Source organism: Aeromonas sp. QDB18 (genome assembly GCF_027705325.1).
GTDB lineage: Bacteria > Pseudomonadota > Gammaproteobacteria > Enterobacterales > Aeromonadaceae > Aeromonas > Aeromonas caviae.
Genome location: NZ_JAPDBQ010000013.1, coordinates 25,835 through 45,082 on the forward strand (window position 1 = coordinate 25,835; position 19,248 = coordinate 45,082).

Consider the following 19,248-nt stretch of genomic DNA (forward strand, 5'->3'; position numbering starts at 1 on the left):
CCGCCTATGCAGCACGACGGATATTGGGTTTTCTCGCAGATTGATCCCGTAGCATTCAGTTTGGGACCATTATCGGTACGCTGGTATGGTCTCATGTACCTGTTCGGTTTTGCCTTCGCCATGTGGCTGGCAGGTCGCCGCGCCGATGCACCCAATAGCGGCTGGACCCGCAACGAGGTCTCGGATCTGCTGTTCTACGGCTTCCTCGGGGTGATCCTGGGAGGGCGCATCGGTTACGTGCTGTTCTATAACTTCGATCTCTTCCTCGCAGACCCGACCTATCTGTTCAAGATATGGACTGGTGGCATGTCGTTCCACGGTGGCCTCATCGGGGTGATCACCGCCATGATCTGGTTTGCCCACAAAACCCAGCGCCACTTCTTCACCGTGGCGGATTTCGTGGCACCGCTGATTCCGTTTGGCCTCGGTGTTGGCCGCATCGGCAACTTCATGAACGGCGAGCTGTGGGGTCGGGTGACCGATGTCCCCTGGGCAATCATCTTCCCCGAGGCGGGCCCCGAGCCGCGTCACCCGTCCCAGCTTTACCAGTTCGCGCTGGAAGGTGTGGTGCTCTTCATCATCCTGAACCTGTTCTGGCGCAAGCACCCACCCCGTGGCGCCATTTCCGGGATGTTCTTGCTGTTCTACGGCCTGTTCCGCTTCCTGGTGGAGTTTGTTCGTCAACCAGACAGTCAGCTGGGTCTCTACTTCAACGAGATCAGCATGGGTCAGATCCTCTCTACCCCGATGATAGTGGCGGGGGGCCTCATGGTCTGGGCCGCCTACAAACAGCCCCGTCTGTTCGGCAATGCACCCAAGGAGGCGAAGTAATGCGTGCCTATCTCGACCTGATGCAGAAAATTCTGGATGAAGGGACCGTCAAATCCGATCGCACCGGCACCGGGACCGTCTCCCTGTTCGGTCATCAGATGCGCTTCAACCTGGCCGAGGGATTCCCGCTGGTGACCACCAAGAAGTGCCACCTGCGCTCCATCATTCACGAGCTGCTCTGGTTCCTCAACGGCGATACCAACACCGCCTATCTGAAAGAGCACGGTGTCAGCATCTGGGACGAGTGGGCCGACGAGCACGGTGATCTGGGGCCTGTCTATGGTGCCCAGTGGCGCTCCTGGCCGGCGGCCGATGGGTCTGTCATCGACCAGATCCAGAAGGCGGTGGACGACATCCAGCACAACCCGGATTCCCGCCGCATCATCGTCTCCGCCTGGAACGTGGGCGAGCTGGACAAAATGGCGTTGGCACCCTGCCACGCCTTCTTCCAGTTCTATGTGGCGGATGGCAAGCTCTCCTGCCAGCTCTACCAGCGTAGTTGTGATGTTTTCCTTGGCCTGCCGTTCAACATTGCCAGCTATGCGCTGCTGACCCACATGATGGCGCAGCAGTGCGATCTGGAAGTGGGTGACTTTGTCTGGACCGGTGGCGATGTGCACCTCTATTCCAACCACATGGAGCAGACGGCACTGCAACTCACCCGCGAGCCGCGCCCCCTGCCGCAACTGGTGATCAAGCGCAAACCTGACTCCATCTTCGATTACAGATTCGAGGATTTCGAGATCCAGGGCTATGATCCCCATCCTGGGATCAAGGCGCCTGTCGCTATTTGAGTAGGTAATGAGCCTGGGGCGAGTATCGTCTCCCAGGTGACGATGAGTCGACACTCAGCTGTTAGAGGCACCTTCGGGTGCCTTTTTGCATTTTCTGTGAATTAATATGCAACATTCCGGGTGGAGAGATGGCTCCTGAAAAGGGGAAATAACCTGCTTATAGCAGGCATTATCTGTTTTGCTTTCGGTTTTTTCGTTGTTATCAGCCGTTAGAAACGATTTTTCATTGAGCTACTCTGGCCCTAGACTGAAAAGATGCAATTTTATGGGTAGTTAGATATGAGCGATGTATTCAAGCGTTTTCTCAAACTGGAGTCCGCTTCCGGGATCATTCTGATCCTGGCCGCCCTGCTTGCCATCGGCCTGGCCAATTCGGCGCTGGCGCAACACTATCAGGGCTTCCTCAATACCGAGGTACAGGTTCGCATCGCGGCGCTCGACATCAACAAGCCGCTGCTGCTCTGGATCAACGATGGCTTCATGGCGATCTTCTTCCTGCTGGTGGGTCTCGAGGTGAAGCGAGAGATGCTGGAGGGGGCGCTTTCCTCCCGGGTGCAGGCAACCTTCCCGGCCATTGCTGCCGTGGGGGGGATGTTGGCACCGGCACTCATCTATAGCTTCTTCAACTACGGGGACGAGGCTACCCGTGCTGGCTGGGCGATTCCGGCCGCAACCGACATCGCCTTCGCTCTCGGGGTCATGGCGCTGCTGGGCAAGCGGGTACCGACCAGCCTCAAGGTCTTCTTGCTGGCGCTGGCTATCATGGACGATCTGGGGGTCATCATCATCATTGCCCTCTTCTACACCCAGCAACTGTCGCTGACTGCGCTGGCGATAGGTGTGGTGGCTACCCTGACCTTGCTCTGGATGAATCGCCGTGGTGAGGACAGGATTGGACTCTATATGCTGGTCGGCCTGGTGCTCTGGGTTGCCGTGCTCAAGTCCGGTGTCCATGCGACCCTGGCGGGGGTCATCGTGGGCTTCATGATCCCCCTCAACGGCAAGCGTTACGCATCGCCACTCAAGCATCTGGAGCATGTGCTGCACCCCTGGAGCGCCTTCCTGATCCTGCCACTGTTCGCTTTCGCCAACGCCGGGGTATCGCTGGAGGGGATCTACTTCTCGGCTCTGCTCAATCCGCTCCCCATGGGGATCATCCTGGGGCTCTTCGTCGGCAAGCCGCTCGGGATTTTCACCATCAGCTGGCTGGCTGTGAAATCAGGCATTGCCCAATTGCCGCAAGGAGTGAACTTCAGACAGATCTTTGCCGTCAGCATCCTGTGTGGCATCGGCTTCACCATGTCGATGTTTATCGCATCGCTGGCATTCGAGCATGGCGGACTGGACTACGGCAGCTACTCGCGCCTCGGGATCCTGGCAGGTTCCACACTCGCGGCCGTGATCGGTTACATCGCACTGCGGATATCGCTGCCCAATCGGGAGGCGAATCAAAGTACGGAGGGGTTATGAGAAAACTAGGATGGTTAGTCATGCTGGCGAGTCCTGCAATCTGGGCAAATGGCCTGGTCGATTGTCAGCGGGATGCCACCTCGGCAAGTTGTTCTGCCTATCTCAACGGGGTGGTCGACAGCGCACTCATGCTGGGGGACTCACAGGTAAAAGCTCGGTTCGGAGAGACCTTCGCCGAACGGGCACTGAGCAGTCGTGCCGGCGAGCGAGTCAAGCTGTCCAACAAGCGCTATTGTACCGAGCGAATGCCGGATGCCGGTCGTCTCAAGGCCCATCTGCAGGCACAGTTCGACGCGAACAAGGTTGACTCGATCAGCGACATGTATGACATTCTGGCGGTTGAACTCAGCTGCTACCGGAGCCCGCCTGGCGCGGGAACCCCATCGGATGTCACACCTTAACTACAACCATCTCTACTATTTTTGGATGACTCAGAAGAAGGGCTCCGTCACGCAGGCGGCGGAAGCCCTCTTTTTGACCCCACAGACCGTGACCGGTCAGATCAAACTGCTTGAGCAGCGTCTTGGCGGCAAGTTGCTGATCAGAAAGGGGCGCTCCCTTGAGGCCACCGAGCTTGGCCAACTGGTATTTCGCTATGCGGACAAGATGTTCAGCCTCTCCTACGAGATGCTGGATATCGTCAACTACCGCAAGGAGAGCCAGATCCTGTTCGATGTGGGCATCGCCGATGCTCTCTCCAAGCGTCTCGCCAGCCGGGTACTGCTCTCCGTGATCCCCAATGACGGTTCCATTCACCTGCGCTGCTTCGAGTCGACCCATGAACTGCTCCTGGAGCAGTTGAGCGAGCACAAGCTCGACATGATCCTCTCTGATTGCCCGGTGGACTCCAGCCAGCATGCCGGGTTGCTGTCCAAGCGTCTGGGGGGATGTGGCGTCAGTTTCTTCTGCAAGGCGCCTCTGCCCTCCCAGCCTTTCCCTGCCTGCCTGGAAGAGCGCAAGCTGCTCATCCCGGGCCGCCGTACCGCCATGGGTCGTCAACTGACCCAGTGGTTCGAGCAGCAGGGAATTTCCCCCAGCATTCTGGGAGAATTCGACGATGCGGCGCTGATGAAGGCGTTCGGCTTCTTCAACCAGGGCATCTTCATGGCACCGACCATTTATCGGGAGGAGATCCTGGAGGGGGAGGAGGTGATGCTGCTGGGTGAAACCCAGGATCTGATGGAGGAGTATTACGTCATCTTTGCCGAGCGGATGATCCAGCATCCTGCGGTCAAGCGGGTATGCGAGAGTGATTTCTCCTTCCTCTTTGCGGGGCAGGAGGATTTCACGGCCATTCAGCCGGCAAGCCTCTCGTTTTAAATCGACGGTGACGGCGCTATGATGCCAGTCTTGGAAGAGGAGGGTGAGATGCAATTGGAAGAGATGGAAGCGAATGCCGGGCGTGCCGTCACCCTGCTCAAGGCATTGGCCAATGAGCGACGGCTGTTTATCTTGTGCCAGTTACTGGATAGGGAGCTGTCGGTCGGCGAGCTGAACGAGGTCTTGGGATTGAGCCAGTCAGCCATGTCGCAGCATCTGGCGGTGTTGCGCCGGGATGAGCTGGTGGCGACGAGGAAGGAAGCCCAGACGGTCTATTACTCCCTGCGCAGCCATGAGGTGCGCGAGATGATCGGATTGTTGCACAGACTGTACTGTAGCGACCCCAAATAAAAAACCGGCACTAGGCCGGTTTTTTCAGCTTTCATCAGCGGATGCTGATTAAGCCATGGCTTTGATCTGGGCAGACAGGCGGCTCTTGTGACGAGCAGCTTTGTTCTTGTGGATCAGGCCTTTGGTCGCCATACGATCCATGATCGGCTGAGCAACAGCGAAAGCGGCAGTGGCAGCAGCCTTGTCACCAGAGGCGATGGCAGCGATCACTTTCTTCAGGTAGGTACGGGTCATGGAACGACGGCTGGCGTTGTGCTGACGACGTTTCTCTGACTGAAGAGCACGCTTCTTAGCAGATTTGATGTTAGCCAAGGTAAAACTCCTAAAACTGTCTTAGCGAGTGTATTGAAAAGGCCCGGAAATATGCCTTCCCAACCACATATTGTCAAATGATTTGTGCAAATAAACACCGCCCCCCGGTGGTGTGTCAGATGGGAGACGGTTAAACTGTCGGCCGATTCTAACAGCATTCTTTTCTTTCCGACAGTTCCAGAGGCCTCGTCTTGAGTAAGAAATTGATCAAATCCGGCATGATTGTGTCCGGAATGACGCTGGCATCCCGTGTGATGGGCTTGGTGCGCGATGTGGTCATCGCCAATTTGCTCGGTGCCGGGGTGGCCGCAGACGTCTTCTTCTTCGCCAATCGCATTCCCAACTTCTTGCGCCGTCTCTTTGCCGAAGGGGCATTCAACCAGGCCTTCGTGCCCGTGATGACGGAGTACAAGAAAAACGGTGACGAGCAGGCGGTTCGCGAGTTGCTGGCGGCGGTGGCGGGCACCCTGGGTGGTATCGTCACCGTGGTCACCTTGCTCGGGGTGCTGGGTTCCGGTGTCCTGACGGCCCTCTTTGGCTGGGGCTGGTTCTGGGACTGGCTGCACGGCGGACCGGCGGCGGAGAAGTTCGAGTTGGCCAGTCTGATGCTCAAGATCACCTTCCCCTATCTCTGGTTCATCACCTTCACCGCCATGGCGGGGGCCATTCTCAATACCTTTGGCCGTTTTGCCGTGTCCTCCTTCACGCCGGTGTTCCTCAACATCACCATGATTGCAGCGGCCTGGTGGATCGCGCCCTTGATGGAGCGCCCCGAGATCTCCCTGGCGATCGGTGTCTTCCTCGGCGGTCTGGTCCAGTTTTTGTTCCAGTATCCTTTTCTGCGCCAGCTCAACATGCTGGTCTGGCCCAAGTGGGGTTGGCACCATCCCGGGGTGGTGAAGATCCGTACCCTGATGATCCCGGCCCTGTTCGGCGTGTCGGTCAGCCAGATCAACCTGCTGATCAACACCATGCTGGCCTCGTTTCTGGCTACCGGTGCCATCAGCTATCTCTATTACTCGGACAGGTTGCTGGAGTTTCCCCTCGGCCTCTTTGCGGTGGCCATCAGCACGGTGATCCTGCCTGCCCTGGCCAGAAAACACGTGGATGCGGATCCGGCTGATTTCTCTCGCACCATGGATTGGGGGGTGCGCATGGTGATGCTGCTCGGCTTGCCAGCCATGGTCGGCATCGCCGTACTGCGCGAGCCCATACTGCGGGTACTTTTCATGCGCGGTGAGTTCGGTCTGCACGAGGTGAGCATGTCCAGTGCGAGCCTGCTGGCCTCCACCACGGGGCTGCTCTCCTTGATGCTCATCAAGGTGCTGGCCCCCGGTTATTACGCCCGCCAGGACACCAGGACGCCGGTGCGTATCGGCATCATGGCCATGGTTGCCAACATGGTGTGCAACCTCATCTTCATCTATCCGCTCGGCTACGTGGGGCTGGCTCTCGCCACTGCCTGCTCCGGCACCCTTAACGCCGTACTGCTGTTCAAGGGGCTCTATCAGCAGGATGTTTATCGCCCTTCCCGCAACACCGGGCTGTTCTGCCTCAAGCTCTTGGCGGCAACGGTCTTGATGGGGGGGCTTCTGGCCTATCTGTCACCGGATCTCGCCCAATGGGGGGCCTGGAGCATGGGCAAGGCCAGCCTGGAGTTGACCCTGCTGCTCTGCCTGGGCGGAGCGCTGTATGGCATTGTCCTTTTGGCATTGGGGATCCGGACACGGCACCTGAGAGCCGGTCAGCAATAAGGAGCCAGCTGCAAGGGAGGGGACAGTACAGGGTCGATGGGGGCGGTCTCAGGGGCTGTCGGGTTGGCCCGCCAACGAGGTGCGATGCTCCTGGCCAAGTCCGAGAAGCGAGCGGGATGGCTAAATCGGGTCAACGGCAGGGCTGACCCTGCCTGCTGCCTGATATATAATCCGCCGATTTCCATGGCAGCAACGCACAAGGCACTGATGGAGCTTATTCGCGGCATTCACAATATCAAGCCCCGTCACCGGGGCTGTGTATTGACCATAGGCAACTTCGATGGGGTTCATCAGGGGCACCACGCAGTGTTGGCCCGTTTGCAGGAGAAGGCCGCCCAACTTGGCCTGCCGGCCTGTGTCATGTTGTTCGAACCCCAGCCGCTGGAGCTGTTTGCGGGCAGTGCCGCGCCCGCCCGTCTCAGCCGTTGGCGGGAGAAGTACGAAGCCCTCAAGGGAATGCAGATCGATCGCATGCTCTGCGTGCGTTTCACCCATCGTTTTGCCGAGCAGGCGGCCAGCACCTTCATCGAGCAACTGCTGGTGGAGAAACTCGGCGTGCACTATCTGGTGGTCGGCGACGATTTTCGCTTCGGCAAGGGGCGGGAAGGGGACTTCCACCTGCTGGAGGAGGCCGGTCGGCGCTTCGGGTTCGAGGTGATCAGCACCCAGAGTTTCCAGCTTTCCCGCCAGCGGGTCAGCAGCACCCTGGTGCGTGAGGCCCTCAAAGCGGGCCGCATGGCGGAGGTGGAGCTGATGCTCGGTCGCCCCTATGCCATCAGCGGCCGGGTGGCCCACGGCGATAAGCTGGGGCGCACCATAGGTTTTCCCACCGCGAATCTGGCCCTCAAACGCCAGGTTGTCCCGGTCGGTGGCGTGTTTGCGGTGGAAGTGATATGTTCCGGCAAGACTTTCCCCGGCGTCGCCAATGTGGGTGTACGTCCGACTTTGAGCGGTACACAAGCCAGATTGGAAGTACATCTATTTGATTTTTCTGGTGATCTATATGGTCAGCAGGTCAAGGTGCTGCTTCGCCACAAGCTGCGCGAAGAGCAGAAATTTGACTCTTTCACCGCCTTGAAAGAGCAGATCGAACGAGATGCCCTGGCGGCCCGAGCCTGGTTCGGGCTGCCACAATTTCATTTACCCAGCACTCTTTTAGAAAAGAAGGGAACCCAGGACTGATGAGCGACTATAAACACACCCTGAATCTGCCGGAAACCGAGTTTCCGATGCGTGGCGATCTGGCCAAACGCGAACCCAACATGTTGAAACGTTGGTACGATCAGGATCTTTACGGCGCCATTCGCCGCGCCAAAGCGGGCAAGCCTTCTTTCATTCTGCACGATGGCCCCCCCTATGCGAACGGCAGCATTCACATCGGTCACTCGGTCAACAAGATCCTCAAAGACATCATCATCAAGTCCAAAGGCCTTTCTGGCTTCGATTCCCCCTATGTACCGGGCTGGGATTGCCACGGTCTGCCCATCGAGCTGAAAGTGGAAGGCATGGTCGGCAAGCCGGGCGAGAAGGTTTCCGCCGCCGAGTTCCGCGCCGAGTGCCGCAAATACGCCAAAACCCAGATCGAAGCGCAGAAGACCGACTTCATCCGTCTGGGCGTGCTGGGTGACTGGGAACACCCCTACCTGACCATGGATTTTGGGACCGAAGCCAACATCATCCGCTCCATGGCCAAGATCGTTGAAAACGGCCACCTGCACAAAGGCTCCAAGCCGGTGCACTGGTGTACCGATTGCGGCTCCGCGCTGGCTGAAGCGGAAGTGGAGTACTACGACAAGAACTCCCCCTCCATCGACGTGCGCTTCAAGGCCGTCGACGAGGCTGCTGTTGCCGCCAAGTTTGATTGCGCCGAAGGCCACACCGGCAAGGGCGCGCTCTCTGCCGTGATCTGGACGACCACCCCGTGGACCTTGCCGGCCAACCGCGCCATCGCCATGCATGCCGATCTCGACTACGCACTGGTGCAGGTTGAGGGCGACAATCCCGAGCGTCTGATCCTGGCCGCCGAGCTGGTGAAGGATGTGATGGATCGCGCCGGCATCGAGCACTTCCACAACCTGGGCTACGCCAAGGGTGCCGCACTCGAGCTGCTGCGCTTCAACCACCCCTTCTACAGCTTCGACGTGCCTGTGGTGCTGGGTGACCACGTCACTCTGGACGCCGGTACCGGCGCGGTGCACACCGCCCCTGGTCACGGTCAGGAAGACTTCGTGGTCGGTCAGAAGTACGGTCTGGAAGTCGCCAACCCGGTTGGCAGCAACGGCGTCTATCTGCCGGATACCGAACTGTTTGCCGGCCAGCACGTGTTCAAGGCCAATGCGGCCGTGGTCGAGGTGCTGACCGAGCGCGGCGCCCTGCTGCATCACAAGGTGTTCAACCACTCCTACCCGCATTGCTGGCGTCACAAGACCCCGATCATCTTCCGTGCCACCCCCCAGTGGTTCATCAGCATGGAGCAGAAGGGTCTTCGGCAGCGCGCACTGGAAGAGATCGAGCGTATCGAGAAAGAGGGCATTGCCCAGCATGGCCAGAGTGGCTGGGTCCCGGCCTGGGGCAAGAACCGCATCCAGGCGATGGTCGAGAACCGTCCCGATTGGTGCATCTCCCGTCAGCGTACCTGGGGCGTGCCCATCTCCCTGTTCGTTCACAAGGATACCCAGGCGCTGCACCCGGAATCCGTGCGCCTGATGCACGAAGTGGCCAAGCGTGTCGAGCAGTCCGGCATCCAGGCATGGTGGGATCTGGACAAGGCCGAGCTGCTGGGTGCCGATGCCGACAACTACGAGAAGGTGCCCGACACTCTGGACGTCTGGTTTGACTCCGGCTCTACCCACGCCTCCGTGGTCGATGCCCGTCCCGAGTTCAACGGCAAGCCGGCCGACATGTATCTGGAAGGCTCTGACCAGCACCGTGGCTGGTTCATGTCGTCGCTCATGATCGGCGTGGCGATGAAAGACAAGGCGCCCTACAACCAGGTGCTGACTCATGGCTTCACCGTGGACGGTCAGGGCCGCAAGATGTCCAAGTCCATCGGCAACGTGGTAAGCCCTCAGGACGTGATGAACAAGCTGGGTGCCGACATCCTGCGTCTGTGGGTAGCGAGCACTGACTACACCGGTGAGATGACCGTCTCCGACGAGATCCTCAAGCGCTCTGCCGACGCCTATCGTCGTATCCGCAACACTGCCCGTTTCCTGCTGGCCAACCTGAACGGTTTCAATCCGGCGACCGACATGGTGTCGCCTGCCGACATGGTGGTGGTGGATCGCTGGGCAGTGGGCCGTGCCAAAGCGGTACAGGCAGAGATCGTGGCCGCGTTCGATGAGTACAACTTCCACGGCGTGACCCAGAAGCTGATGCAGTTCTGCTCCATCGAGATGGGCTCCTTCTATCTGGATGTCATCAAGGACCGCCAGTACACCGCCAAGGCCGACAGCCTGGCCCGTCGCTCCTGCCAGACCGCCCTCTATCACATCGCCGAGGCCATGGTGCGCTGGATGGCGCCGATCATGAGCTTCACTGCCGACGAGATCTGGGCTCTGCTGCCGGGCGAGCGCGGTGAGTTCGTGTTCACCGAGGAGTGGTACGACGGCCTGTTCGGGCTGGAAGCGGGCGAAGTGCTGAACGACGAGTTCTGGGCCGAGATCCTCACCGTGCGCGGTGAAGTGAACAAGGCGCTGGAAGTGGCCCGTGGCGAGAAGCGCATCGGCGGTTCTCTGCAGGCCGAGCTGACCCTGTTCGCCAAGCCTGAGCTGGCCGCGCGTCTGAACGCCCTGGCCGATGAGCTGCGCTTCGTGCTGCTCACCTCCAAGGCCAAGGTGGTCAGCGTCGATGCTGCACCGGCAGAGGCCGTGGCGACCGAGCGCGATGACCTGTGGCTCTGCGTTGCCCAGTCTGCCGCCGCCAAGTGCGACCGCTGCTGGCACCATGTAGAGGACGTGGGTACCATCGCGGGTCACGAAGAGATCTGTGGCCGCTGCGTCACCAACGTCGAGGGTGACGGCGAAACGCGTCAATTTGCCTGATGAACATGACTCAACATAAAAGCGGCCTGCGTTGGCTGTGGCTGGCAGTGCTGGCCTTTGTTCTGGACCAGGCGAGCAAGCTCGCCGTGGTCAAACTGCTGCCATTTGGCTACCCGGGGGTGGAGATCACCCCCTTCTTCAACTTGGTCCATGTCTACAACAAGGGCGCTGCTTTCAGCTTCCTGGCGGATCAGGGAGGCTGGCAGCGCTGGTTCTTCGCCGTGCTGGCGTTCGCCATCTGTGGCCTGCTGATCCACTGGCTGCGCAAGCAGTCGGTCACCCAGCGCTGGAGCGGTATCGCCTACAGCCTGATCATCGGCGGGGCGCTCGGCAACGTGTTTGACCGGCTGGTGCTGGGCCATGTGGTCGACTTCCTCGACTTCTATTGGCAGCGCGCCCATTGGCCGGCGTTCAACCTGGCTGACAGCTTCATCTTCATCGGTGCCGCCATGATAGTGCTGGACGGTTTTCGCAGTGAGAAGAAGGACGTGACACCATGAGCCAGCCGATTGCGGCAGACAGCAGCGTGCTGTTTCATTTCGCCATCAAGCTGGAAGATGGCTCGGTGGCCGACAGCACGGCGCTGCACGGCAAGCCTGCCCGTCTGCGGATGGGAGACGGCAGCCTGACGCCGAGCTTCGAGCAATGCCTGCTGGGGCTGCGCGAAGGGGAGAGCAAGAGCTTTACCCTGGCGCCGGAAGAGGCGTTCGGCCTTTCCAATCCCGACAACATCTACCATCTCGATCGCGCCAAATTCGGTAACGAAGTTGAGCCCAAGGTGGGTACCATCATTCTGTTTGACCAGCCCAACGGCAGCGAACTGCCCGGGATCATCCGGGCGGTGGAAGGGATGTCGGTCACGGTCGATTTCAACCACCCCCTGGCCGGTCACACCGTCACCTTCGAGGTGGAGATCCTGGGGGTTGATGACGAGGAGAAGGTGCACTGATGGATATTCTGCTGGCTAACCCCCGTGGCTTCTGTGCCGGTGTCGACCGGGCCATCAGTATCGTCGAGAGCGCGCTGGAGAAGTTCGGTGCCCCCATCTATGTCCGCCATGAGGTGGTGCACAACCGCTACGTGGTGAACAAGCTCAAGGAGGCGGGCGCCGTCTTCGTGGAGGAGCTGGATGAGGTGCCGGATGACAGCATCGTCATCTTCTCTGCCCACGGTGTCGCCAAGGTCGTGCGCGAGATGGCCAAATCCCGCGCCCTCAAGGTGTTCGATGCCACCTGTCCGCTGGTGACCAAGGTGCACATGGAGGTCCATCGCGCCAGTCGCAAGGGCTCCGAAGCCGTGCTCATCGGCCATGCCGGCCACCCCGAGGTGATCGGCACCATGGGACAGTACGAGAACAGTGAGGGGGGCATGTATCTGGTGGAGACGCCGGAAGATGTGGCCAAACTCAAAGTGAAGAACCCGGACGATCTCTGTTTCGTCACCCAGACGACACTCAGCGTGGATGAGACGTCAGACGTCATCGATGCCTTGCGTGCGCACTTCCCCAAGATCCAGGGGCCGCGCAAGGATGACATCTGCTACGCCACCCAGAACCGCCAGGATGCGGTGCGGGAGATGGCCGGGCTGGTGGATGCCATGCTGGTGGTGGGATCGCGCAACTCTTCCAACTCCAACCGACTGCGGGAGCTGGCCGAGAAGGTGGGCGCCAAAGCCTACCTCATCGACGACGCCTCTATGATTGAGCCGCAATGGCTGGACGGAGTTGCCCGTATCGGGGTCACGGCGGGTGCGTCAGCCCCCGATGTGCTTGTTCAGAATGTCATTGCTCGTCTGCGCGAGCTGGGAGGCAAGATAGTGACCGAGCATCCTGGCCGGGAAGAGAATGTGGTGTTTGAGGTGCCGCCGGAGCTGCGCATCCTTTGAGTCAGCCATCCCGTGCGGCATAGTGCCATGAGTGCCTGAGCCACCTCCTGTGAGGTGGCTTTTTCATGGGCGATTCTTATGACTCTTGTTGTCCGGTTTGTGGTGAGATTGCAGCGAAATTTGATGATGTATGTCCAAGATCTGAGTAGATTGAATTGCAAGCGAAGGTCTGCGGTCTAGACTGCTGATGATCTTCTCATCTGGCTTGATGGCACATGGATATGCGAACGAGCCTCCCCGACAAAATCAGAGCGAAACAGGATGTTTTTGCGTTCAGGTTTTAGCCTCATCGAGCTGATGGTCACCGTTGCGCTCATCTCTATCCTGCTGACGTTGGGAGTCCCCTCCTTTAGCGCGATATTGCGCAACATGACGCTGACCAGCCAGGCCAACAACTTCGTGGCCGCCATCAACCTCGCCCGCTCCGAAGCCATTCGCCGCAATACCGCGGTCACGCTCTCCGCAACCGCCAGCAACCTGACCCAGAACCACTGGGAATTGGGCTGGCAGATCTGGGTCGATCGCAACGGCAATGGCACCCTCGACAACGGCGAACTGCTGCGGCTCTTTCCCGACATGGGCGCAGGCACCCTGGTCAGCAATACGTCGCTGGTTCGCTTCAGTGGCAATGGCTTTCTCGACGGACGTCAGCAGGTGGCGCTGGTGTTCTCTCTGCAGCCGCCGGAGTGTGCCCAAGAGGCATCGCGCGACATCACGATCACCCCGGCCGGGCGCCCATCCATCGTGGAGACCAGCTGCATATGAAACGACATCAGGGGGTATCTCTGCTTGAGATCATGATCGCCGTGCTGGTGCTGTCGATCGGCATTCTCGGCATGGCGACCCTGCAGTTGCAGGCGCTCAAGAGCAATCAATCGGCGCTTACCCGCACAGAAGCGACCCAGTTCGGCTACATGATCGCCGACATGATGCGGGCCAATCGCAGCGCGGCCCTGCTCGGTCAATACAATGTCGGGCTGGGAGAGGCTGTCTCCGGCAGCTCGATGGCGATACAGGATGTGCAGTACTGGAAACAGGCGCTGACCGGCCTGCCGGGCGGTGACGGGGCCATTGCCGTCAGCGCCGGGCAGGCGACCATCACCATCCAGTGGGATGCCAGCCGGCTGGCTACTGAGCCTGCGCTGCGCAGCATGACCCTGAGGACGGATCTGTGAGCGGGCGGCGCACCTTGTTGCGTCAGGCCGGTGTCGGTCTGGTGGAGGTGATGATCGCCCTGCTGCTGTCACTGCTGACGGTCGGGGTCATCATTCAGGTGCTGCTTGGCAACCACAAAACCTATCTGACCGGCGAGGCCATCGCCCGGGTTCAGGAGGACAGCCGGTTTGCCGTCAATCTGCTGCAGCAGGAGCTGCGGATGGTGGGCTACCAGGGTTGCCTCAGCAAGCAGGGGGTCAACATCACCAACACCCTGAGCGGTGGTACGGCGCTGCCCTACAACTTCACCGTCTATCTGCGCGGCTATGACAATGTCACCGCCGCGCTGCCCGTGGCGCTGTCGGCCCTGTTTACCGCTGCCGAGCCCAAACCCAAACCGGGAACCGACGTGTTGCTGGTGCAGGGGCCGACCGGCGCCGGGGTGCCGGTCACTCGCAACAACAGCGCCGCCCAGCTGTTCGTGCAGCAACTCTCCAGCAAGGCCAACTACTGCGGTACCGGCAAGCAGGGCTACAGCGACCTGTGCGAGGGGGACATCGTCATGGTGTCCGACTGTCAGAAGGCGCGGATCTTCCAGATCACCCAGACCCAGGTGGTGGGTGGCGGCAGCGAGGTCAACATCGGCCACTCCAACGACAATAAATACACCCCGGGCAATGCCGTCAGCTCCTGGGGCGGCGCCAGCAGCCCGGTCGAGGAGCGCTTCGGTGCCGGCTCGGTATTGAGCCGGATGGAGACCCGGATCTATTACGTCGCCCGCCCCTCTGCCAACGCGCCCTATGCCCTGTATCGCAAGAGCGGTCTGGCTGCCGGCATGCTGCTGGTGGACGGGGTCACCGATATTCAGCTGACCTTCGGCGAGGATCAGAACCGGGATCGGGCGGCGGATCGCTATGTGAGCGCCGCCAGCAACCCGAACTGGGACAACGTGCTGGGGATTGGCGTTCAGCTCTTGATGCGCAGTGGTCAGGGCAACGTGGTATCAGATCCGCAGGCCATCAGCTTTGCCGGTGCAACCTTCCAGGCTGTCGACAATCACTGGTACTGGGTGGCCGAAACCACGGTCGCCCTACGCAACCGGCTGCCATGAGGAGGGAGGCATGATGGCTCGACAAGGGGGAATGGCGTTGGTGATCAGCCTGATTTTTCTTGCGGTGGTGAGCTTGCTGGCGATGGCCAGCATGCAGAGTGCCCTGCTGCAGGAGAAGATGGCGGGCAACCAGAAGGAGTCACAGCAGGCGCTGCAGGCGGCGGAGGCGGCGCTGCGTGCTGCCGAGCGCTATCTGGAGGCGGGCAGTTCAGGCCCCTACGACAACAGTGCCGGCCTCTATGAGTTCGTCAGCGTGGCGGTGGATCCCGCCTCTCCCTCCACGGCCTGGCGTACCTATGCCAATAGCGGTCTGACCGGACGGGCCCCCGAATATTTCATCGAGCGGTTGCCCTATACCCAGGGCAGCAACGAGAGTCTGGCGGTTGACGAGCCTATCAGCGAGCGCCGCCTCTATCGCATCACGGCAAGGGGATTCGGACTCTCGGACGAGAGCCGGGTGCTGTTGCAATCGACCTACAGCCGCTAGGAGAACAACCCATGCGTGCATCTGGCTACGGACTCTCGGCCCTGCTGCTCTGCTCCCAGGTGCAGGCGGCCCTCGACATCGCCCAGGTTCCCCTCTATCTGGGTACCCGGGCCGAACCCAACATCATGTTCAGTCTCGATGACTCAGGTTCGATGCACTTCGAGTTGATGCCGGAGGGGTTGATCGAGAACAGCGCCCGCTACGTCTATCCCAGAGCCGACAATGTCTATGGCAGCGAGGATTATGACAACCGGACCGTGACCTTCACCAGCAGCAACGACCGCAACGCCTATACCCGCTCAAGCAACAACAACAAACTCTACTACAACCCGCAGCAGAGCTATCGGCCCTGGGCCAAGGCGGACAGCACCCTGATGGCGAATGCCAGCATCAGCTGCGCACCGCACAACCCCTTCAATACCGCCGCCGGCTGTCGTGATCTGACTAAGAACAACCGCTCCAAGTCCCTGCGTTACTACACCGGGTTCTCCTCCACTGACTACAACGACGATGAGACCTTCTGGCCTGCCGTCTACTTTGCCTACAAGGGCAGTGGCGACGTGAAGAAGGTGGGCAGCTATACCCGGGTGGAGATAAAGTCCGGCAGTACCTATGGCGGGCGCCCCAATCGCAGCGATTGCAAGAGCGCCCCCGTTTGTACCTATGACGAGGAGATCCAGAACTTCGCCAACTGGTACACCTACTACCGCTCCCGGATCCTGGCGGCTCGTGCCGGGGTCGGCCGTGCTTTTGCAAGCCAAGGGCAGGCCCTGCGGGTGGGGTTTGCCACCATCAATGCCAGCGGCAGCGTGATCCGCGGCGTCGCGCCTTTTTCCGGCACCGATCGCAGCGCCTTTTTCAGCGACCTGTACAGCCGCGATATTCCGGCCGCCGGTACACCGCTGCGCACCAGCCTGAAAGATGTGGGGGAGTACTTCTCCCGCACCGACAACAACGGCCCCTGGGCGGCCAGTGCCGGCAGCACCTTGCCCCACCTCACCTGCCGGCAGAGTTACAACATCCTGATGACCGATGGCTATTGGAACGGGGATACCCCCTCGGTAGGGGATCTGGACAAGGATGGCTACAGCAATACCCTGGCCGACGTGGCCTACAAATACTGGAAAACCGACCTGCGTGCCGATCTGGCCGACAAGGTGCCGACCAGCACGGTGGATCCTGCCAACTGGCAGCATCTGGTCAACTTTACCGTTGGACTCGGGGTCAACGGGTCGCTCAATCCGGCCAACGGCATCCCGAACAGCTGGCCCAATCCCCATGATCCGGATGACAAGGAGTACAAGAACGCGACCTACATTCCGGAGTACAAGATCGATGATCTGTGGCACGCGGCACTCAACAGCAAGGGCAGCTTTTTCAGCGCGGGCGACCCCGACATCTTTGCTGCAGCCCTGAGCAGCACCCTGGCCCAGATCGCGGCCCGTAACAGCTCCGCCAGCTCGGTGACCGCCAACGCAACCCGGCTGGACAGCAACACCCACATCTACCAGGCCCGCTACAACAGCGGCGACTGGTCGGGGCAACTCATCTCCATTCCCCTCAACAGCGATGGGTCGCTGGGCAACATGGCCTGGAATGCCGCCACCCTGATCCCGGCACACACCTCCCGCAGCATCTTTACTCGACAAAACGGGGTCGGCATTCCCTTCACCTGGGCCGATCTCAACGCCACCAACCGTGCCCTGTTCAACCTTGCTGGCGACAGCCAGGGGGAAAACCGGGTTGCCTATTTGCGCGGTGATCGCAGTCGCGAGCAGAGCAATGGCGGCCTGTTTCGCAGCCGCAGCGATCTGCTGGGAGACATCATCAACTCGGATCCCGTCTATGTCGGCAGCCGGGATTACGGCTACGGCAGCGCCACCGGCCTGACCCAAGCGGAGCGCGACGGTTATCTGATTTTCCTCGGTTCGACGGCTATTCGCAGCCGTACACCCATGCTCTACGTGGGGGCCAATGACGGCATGCTGCATGGTTTCAGGGTCGCCAACGGGGTGGAGACCCTGGCCTACATTCCTGCCAGCCTGTTGGGGGATCTGAGTTTGCTGACCAAGCCGGACTACAGCCATCGTTACTATGTCGATGGCACGGCCAAGGTAGGCGATGCCTATCTTGGCAGCAGCTGGAAAACCGTGCTGCTGGGATCGACCGGTGCCGGTGGCAAGGCCGTGTTTGCCATCGACGTGACGGCGCCGGACAACTTCACCGCCGACAAGATGCTGTGGGAGTTTACCAATACCGAGATGGGAGTGGCGCTGGCGGCGCCGACCCTGGTTCGGGTCAAGTCCGGCAACAAATGGGTGGCGCTGGTGGCCAACGGCTACAACAGCACCAGCCAAACGGCGCGCCTGTTCGTGCTGGATCTGGCGACCGGTGCGGTGATCAAGGAGATAGATACCCAGGTGGGCTCGGCCAGTGAGCCCAATGGTCTCTCATCCCCCTTGCCGGTAGACGAGGATGGCGACCGGGTGGCGGACTATGTCTATGCCGGCGATCTGCAGGGCAATCTGTGGAAATTCGATCTGACCGACAACAACAGCGCCCAGTGGGGGAGTGCCTTCAAGACCGGCAACAAGCCAAAACCGCTGTTTCAGGCGTGCAACGGAACCTGCTCCGCCAGCACGCGTCAACCCGTCACCATGCGCCCGCTGGCCATCCGTCATCCCAAGGGAGGCATCATGGTGCTGATGGGGACGGGCAGCTATTTCACCAATGACGACAAGTTGCTGCCGGCGACCCCCAGGCTGGAAGCCGTCTATGGCATCTGGGATACGGGGGCTAGCGTGCTCAGCAGCCAGCTGTTGCAGCAGAGCATTACCCACGAGTATTCCGCCAATGGCACCACCATCAAGTTCAACGTCAGGGTGGTGTCCAACACGGCGGTCAACTACACCAGCCAGAAAGGGTGGTATCTGGTGCTCAAATCCCCTGCGTTGAGCAAGGGGGTGGGGGAGCGAGCCGTGTCAGAGATGCTTTATCGCAACAAGCGGCTGATCTTCAACACCCTGAGCCCCTCGGCGGACGCCTGTGACTTCGGTGGGCACTCCTGGTTGATGGAGCTGGATCCCGTTTCGGGAGCGCGTTTGACCTACTCGGTGTTTGACGTCAATGGCGATGGCGCGGTCAACGATGACGACTATGTGGGGATTAAGGACAGTGGCGGCAACGACATCAAGGTGCCGGTCAGCGGCAAGCAGTTTGACGAGCTCACCACGACGCCGAGCGTGGTGGAAGATGCCGACATGGAGCGCAAGTACATCAGTGGCTCCAGCGGCAACATTTCGGTCACGCTGGAAGAGGGGGCGGGTGATCTGGGTGGTCGCCAGTCCTGGTTGCAACTGGAGTAGAGGTGGAGATGGTGCGTGGATTTTCCCTGATGGAACTGATGATTGCGGTAGCCGTGATGGCCATTCTGACCGTGATTGCCTATCCCAGTTACAACAGCTACATGGCCTCTGCCAAGCGGGCAGAGGCCAAGGCCGCCCTGCTGGAGGCGGCGCAATACATGGAGCGACAGTTTACCGCTGACGGCAATTATGATGGTGGCAACTTGGTCTCCGCCGGGCTGGCTACCTTGCCCAGGGATGGCGGGACTGCCTATTACAATCTGGCGCTCAATGCCAGCGGCGCCAGCTATACCCTCAGGGCGGGATTATACTTTTTGCGAGCAATTCGCATCTGTCGTCACGCCAAAAAACATCTCCATTCGAAAATCATC

19 protein-coding genes are annotated in these 19,248 nt (G+C 60.1%); 18 read left to right on the top strand and 1 reads right to left on the bottom strand.

Annotated features, from left to right (window positions below):
* Positions 1–6: 6 nt before the first annotated feature.
* The 6 genes from lgt (at position 7) to OKC30_RS04125 (ending at position 4,766) form a co-directional block, all read left to right on the top strand.
* Positions 7–831: a prolipoprotein diacylglyceryl transferase gene (gene lgt, locus OKC30_RS04100; protein WP_043153049.1), complete on the top strand. Its 825-nt coding sequence runs from the start codon at positions 7–9 to the stop codon at positions 829–831.
* Entirely contained in the window at positions 831–1,625 is a 795-nt protein-coding gene (thyA, locus tag OKC30_RS04105) for a thymidylate synthase (protein WP_042014892.1), read from the top strand. Before lgt ends, thyA begins: the two co-directional genes overlap by 1 nt.
* Before the next feature lie 279 nt (positions 1,626–1,904).
* Positions 1,905–3,095: a Na+/H+ antiporter NhaA gene (gene nhaA, locus OKC30_RS04110; RefSeq protein ID WP_103261680.1), complete on the top strand. Its 1,191-nt coding sequence runs from the start codon at positions 1,905–1,907 to the stop codon at positions 3,093–3,095.
* Between the two features lie 20 nt (positions 3,096–3,115).
* Positions 3,116–3,496: a hypothetical protein gene (locus OKC30_RS04115; RefSeq protein ID WP_010673094.1), complete on the top strand. Its 381-nt coding sequence runs from the start codon at positions 3,116–3,118 to the stop codon at positions 3,494–3,496.
* Positions 3,483–4,415 (top strand): transcriptional activator NhaR, encoded by a 933-nt coding sequence (gene nhaR, locus OKC30_RS04120; protein WP_010673095.1) that lies wholly within the window; start codon positions 3,483–3,485, stop codon positions 4,413–4,415. The genes OKC30_RS04115 and nhaR overlap by 14 nt, the downstream gene beginning before the upstream one ends.
* Before the next feature lie 48 nt (positions 4,416–4,463).
* The gene (locus OKC30_RS04125; protein WP_029313781.1) at positions 4,464–4,766 is read left to right on the top strand and encodes an ArsR/SmtB family transcription factor; all 303 of its coding nucleotides are present in this window, start codon (positions 4,464–4,466) and stop codon (positions 4,764–4,766) included.
* A 48-nt stretch (positions 4,767–4,814) separates the two neighbouring features.
* On the opposite strand, the gene rpsT is transcribed toward OKC30_RS04125, so the two are convergent.
* Positions 4,815–5,078 (bottom strand): 30S ribosomal protein S20, encoded by a 264-nt coding sequence (rpsT, locus tag OKC30_RS04130; protein WP_005308808.1) that lies wholly within the window; start codon positions 5,076–5,078, stop codon positions 4,815–4,817.
* A gap of 191 nt (positions 5,079–5,269) precedes the next feature.
* Here rpsT and murJ point away from each other — a divergent pair, with 191 nt between their 5' ends.
* The 12 genes from murJ to OKC30_RS04190 all read left to right on the top strand — a co-directional run.
* Positions 5,270–6,832 carry a murein biosynthesis integral membrane protein MurJ gene (murJ, locus tag OKC30_RS04135; protein ID WP_270661837.1) on the top strand — a complete coding sequence of 521 codons (1,563 nt, stop codon included), beginning with the start codon at positions 5,270–5,272 and terminating at the stop codon, positions 6,830–6,832.
* Between the two features lie 207 nt (positions 6,833–7,039).
* A complete protein-coding gene (gene ribF / locus OKC30_RS04140; protein ID WP_010673098.1) occupies positions 7,040–8,014 on the top strand; it encodes a bifunctional riboflavin kinase/FAD synthetase in 975 nt (324 codons plus the stop codon).
* Complete coding sequence (gene ileS / locus OKC30_RS04145; protein WP_160837180.1) at positions 8,014–10,875, top strand: isoleucine--tRNA ligase; 2,862 nt, start codon at positions 8,014–8,016, stop codon at positions 10,873–10,875. Before ribF ends, ileS begins: the two co-directional genes overlap by 1 nt.
* Positions 10,875–11,375 (top strand): signal peptidase II, encoded by a 501-nt coding sequence (gene lspA / locus OKC30_RS04150; protein ID WP_052814604.1) that lies wholly within the window; start codon positions 10,875–10,877, stop codon positions 11,373–11,375. Before ileS ends, lspA begins: the two co-directional genes overlap by 1 nt.
* Positions 11,372–11,824, top strand: coding sequence for an FKBP-type peptidyl-prolyl cis-trans isomerase (gene fkpB, locus OKC30_RS04155; RefSeq protein WP_160837178.1), 453 nt, complete (start codon positions 11,372–11,374; stop codon positions 11,822–11,824). The genes lspA and fkpB overlap by 4 nt, the downstream gene beginning before the upstream one ends.
* On the top strand, positions 11,824–12,759 hold the full coding sequence (gene ispH, locus OKC30_RS04160; RefSeq protein WP_052814602.1) for a 4-hydroxy-3-methylbut-2-enyl diphosphate reductase: 936 nt from the start codon (positions 11,824–11,826) through the stop codon (positions 12,757–12,759). Before fkpB ends, ispH begins: the two co-directional genes overlap by 1 nt.
* A 261-nt stretch (positions 12,760–13,020) precedes the next feature.
* The gene (tppE, locus tag OKC30_RS04165) at positions 13,021–13,524 is read left to right on the top strand and encodes a type IVa pilus pseudopilin TppE (RefSeq protein ID WP_160837176.1); all 504 of its coding nucleotides are present in this window, start codon (positions 13,021–13,023) and stop codon (positions 13,522–13,524) included.
* Positions 13,521–13,934, top strand: a complete 414-nt coding sequence (gene tppB / locus OKC30_RS04170; protein WP_106553390.1) for a type IVa pilus pseudopilin TppB — start codon at positions 13,521–13,523, stop codon at positions 13,932–13,934. Before tppE ends, tppB begins: the two co-directional genes overlap by 4 nt.
* The gene (locus OKC30_RS04175) at positions 13,931–15,025 is read left to right on the top strand and encodes a PilW family protein (RefSeq protein WP_160837174.1); all 1,095 of its coding nucleotides are present in this window, start codon (positions 13,931–13,933) and stop codon (positions 15,023–15,025) included. The genes tppB and OKC30_RS04175 overlap by 4 nt, the downstream gene beginning before the upstream one ends.
* Positions 15,026–15,035: 10 nt before the next feature.
* Positions 15,036–15,512, top strand: a complete 477-nt coding sequence (locus OKC30_RS04180; RefSeq protein ID WP_080688822.1) for a pilus assembly PilX family protein — start codon at positions 15,036–15,038, stop codon at positions 15,510–15,512.
* Positions 15,513–15,523: 11 nt separating this feature from the next.
* On the top strand, positions 15,524–18,877 hold the full coding sequence (locus OKC30_RS04185) for a pilus assembly protein (RefSeq protein WP_270662325.1): 3,354 nt from the start codon (positions 15,524–15,526) through the stop codon (positions 18,875–18,877).
* An 8-nt stretch (positions 18,878–18,885) separates the two neighbouring features.
* Positions 18,886–19,248, top strand: a 363-nt coding sequence (locus tag OKC30_RS04190) for a type IV pilin protein (protein ID WP_270809562.1), incomplete at its 3' end; no start/stop codon positions are given.